2 protein-coding genes are annotated in these 1965 nt (G+C 64.5%); both read left to right on the top strand.

Going from position 1 to position 1965, the window contains the following annotated elements; genetic code table 11:
• Nucleotides 1-707: cytochrome c oxidase subunit II (locus tag AB0E98_RS33530; protein ID WP_361710264.1), on the top strand; the 707-nt coding region annotated here is incomplete at its 5' end.
• Nucleotides 704-1965 (top strand): cbb3-type cytochrome c oxidase subunit I (locus AB0E98_RS33525; RefSeq protein WP_361710262.1); only part of this gene is annotated, 1262 nt, incomplete at its 3' end. The genes AB0E98_RS33530 and AB0E98_RS33525, both read left to right, overlap by 4 nt.

Here is a 1965-nt window from a genome sequence, read left to right as displayed (position 1 = left end):
GGCGCAGCCGCACCAAGGTCGAGGTCCCTCCGCAGACCAGGTACAACCTGCCCATCGAGGCGCTGTACACCATGGTTCCGCTCGTCATCGTCTCGGTGCTGTTCTACTTCACCGCGCGTGACGAGTCCGATCTCATGAGCCTCAACAAGAAGCCCGACCTCACGGTCAACGTGGTCGGCTTCCAGTGGAGCTGGTGCTTCAACCACATCGAGAACGTCCCGGGCTCCACCGGCGACGCCAAGACCTCCAAGGAACTGGCCGGCATCCCCGACCGGTTCGTCGAGGACTTCCCGGCCAACGCCGGCGGTGTCTACGACTGCGGTGTCCCCGGCACGCGGAACCCGCAGACCAACAACCCGGGCCCGACCCTCTGGCTCCCCAAGGGCAAGACGGTCCGCTTCGTCCTGACCTCGCGTGACGTCATCCACTCCTTCTGGGTGGTGCCGTTCCTCATGAAGCAGGACGTGATTCCGGGCCACACCAACGCCTTCGAGGTCACCCCCAACAAGGAGGGGACCTTCCTGGGCAAGTGCGCCGAGCTGTGCGGCGTGGACCACTCCCGGATGCTGTTCAACGTCAAGGTCGTCTCCCCGGAGCGCTACGAGCAGCACCTCCAGGACCTCGCGAAGAAGGGGCAGACCGGTTACGTTCCCGCGGGCATCGCTCAGACGAGCCACGAGAAGAACCGGGAGACGAACAACCTGTGAGCATCCTCAACGAACCCCAGGGTGCCTCGGCAGCGGAGGACTCGTACGAGAACGAGCTGCCGGTACGGCGCAAGCAGCCCGGCAACGTCGTGGTGAAGTGGTTGACGACCACCGACCACAAGACGATCGGCACGATGTACCTGGTGACGTCGTTCGCGTTCTTCGTGATCGGCGGGGTGATGGCGCTCTTCATGCGCGCCGAGCTGGCCCGGCCCGGTCTGCAGATCATGTCGAACGAGCAGTTCAACCAGGCGTTCACGATGCACGGCACGATCATGCTGCTGATGTTCGCGACGCCGCTGTTCGCGGGCTTCGCGAACTGGATCATGCCGCTGCAGATCGGCGCGCCGGACGTGGCCTTCCCCCGGCTGAACATGCTCGCCTACTGGCTGTACCTGTTCGGCTCGCTCATCGCGGTGGGAGGGTTCCTGACCCCGCAGGGCGCGGCCGACTTCGGCTGGTTCGCGTACTCGCCGCTGTCGGACGCGGTGCACTCGCCGGGTATCGGCGGTGACCTGTGGATCATGGGTCTGGCCTTCTCCGGCTTCGGCACCATCCTCGGCTCGGTCAACTTCATCACCACGATCATCTGCATGCGCGCGCCGGGCATGACCATGTTCCGCATGCCGATCTTCACCTGGAACGTGCTGCTGACCGGTGTGCTGGTCCTGCTGGCCTTCCCGGTGCTGGCCGCGGCCCTGTTCGCGCTGGAGGCCGACCGCAAGTTCGGTGCCCACATCTTCGACGCGTCCAACGGCGGGGCCCTGTTGTGGCAGCACCTGTTCTGGTTCTTCGGGCATCCGGAGGTGTACATCATCGCGCTGCCGTTCTTCGGCATCATCACCGAGATCATCCCGGTCTTCTCCCGCAAGCCGATCTTCGGCTACATGGGCCTGGTGGGAGCGACCATCGCGATCGCCGGTCTGTCGGTGACGGTGTGGGCCCACCACATGTTCGTGACCGGAGGTGTGCTGCTGCCGTTCTTCTCGTTCATGTCCTTCCTGATCGCGGTCCCGACCGGTGTGAAGTTCTTCAACTGGGCCGGGACGATGCTCAAAGGGTCACTCAGTTTCGAGACACCGATGCTGTGGGCCACCGGCTTCCTGGTCACCTTCCTCTTCGGCGGGCTGACCGGAGTGCTGCTGGCCTCGCCGCCGCTGGACTTCCACGTCTCGGACTCGTACTTCGTGGTGGCGCACTTCCACTACGTGGTGTTCGGCACGGTCGTCTTCGCGATGTTCGCCGGCTTCCACTTCTG

Origin of the sequence: Streptomyces sp. NPDC037389, from assembly GCF_040636475.1 — a bacterium.
GTDB lineage: Bacteria > Actinomycetota > Actinomycetes > Streptomycetales > Streptomycetaceae > Streptomyces > Streptomyces hesseae.
This window is presented reverse-complemented; position numbering and strand designations above follow the sequence as displayed.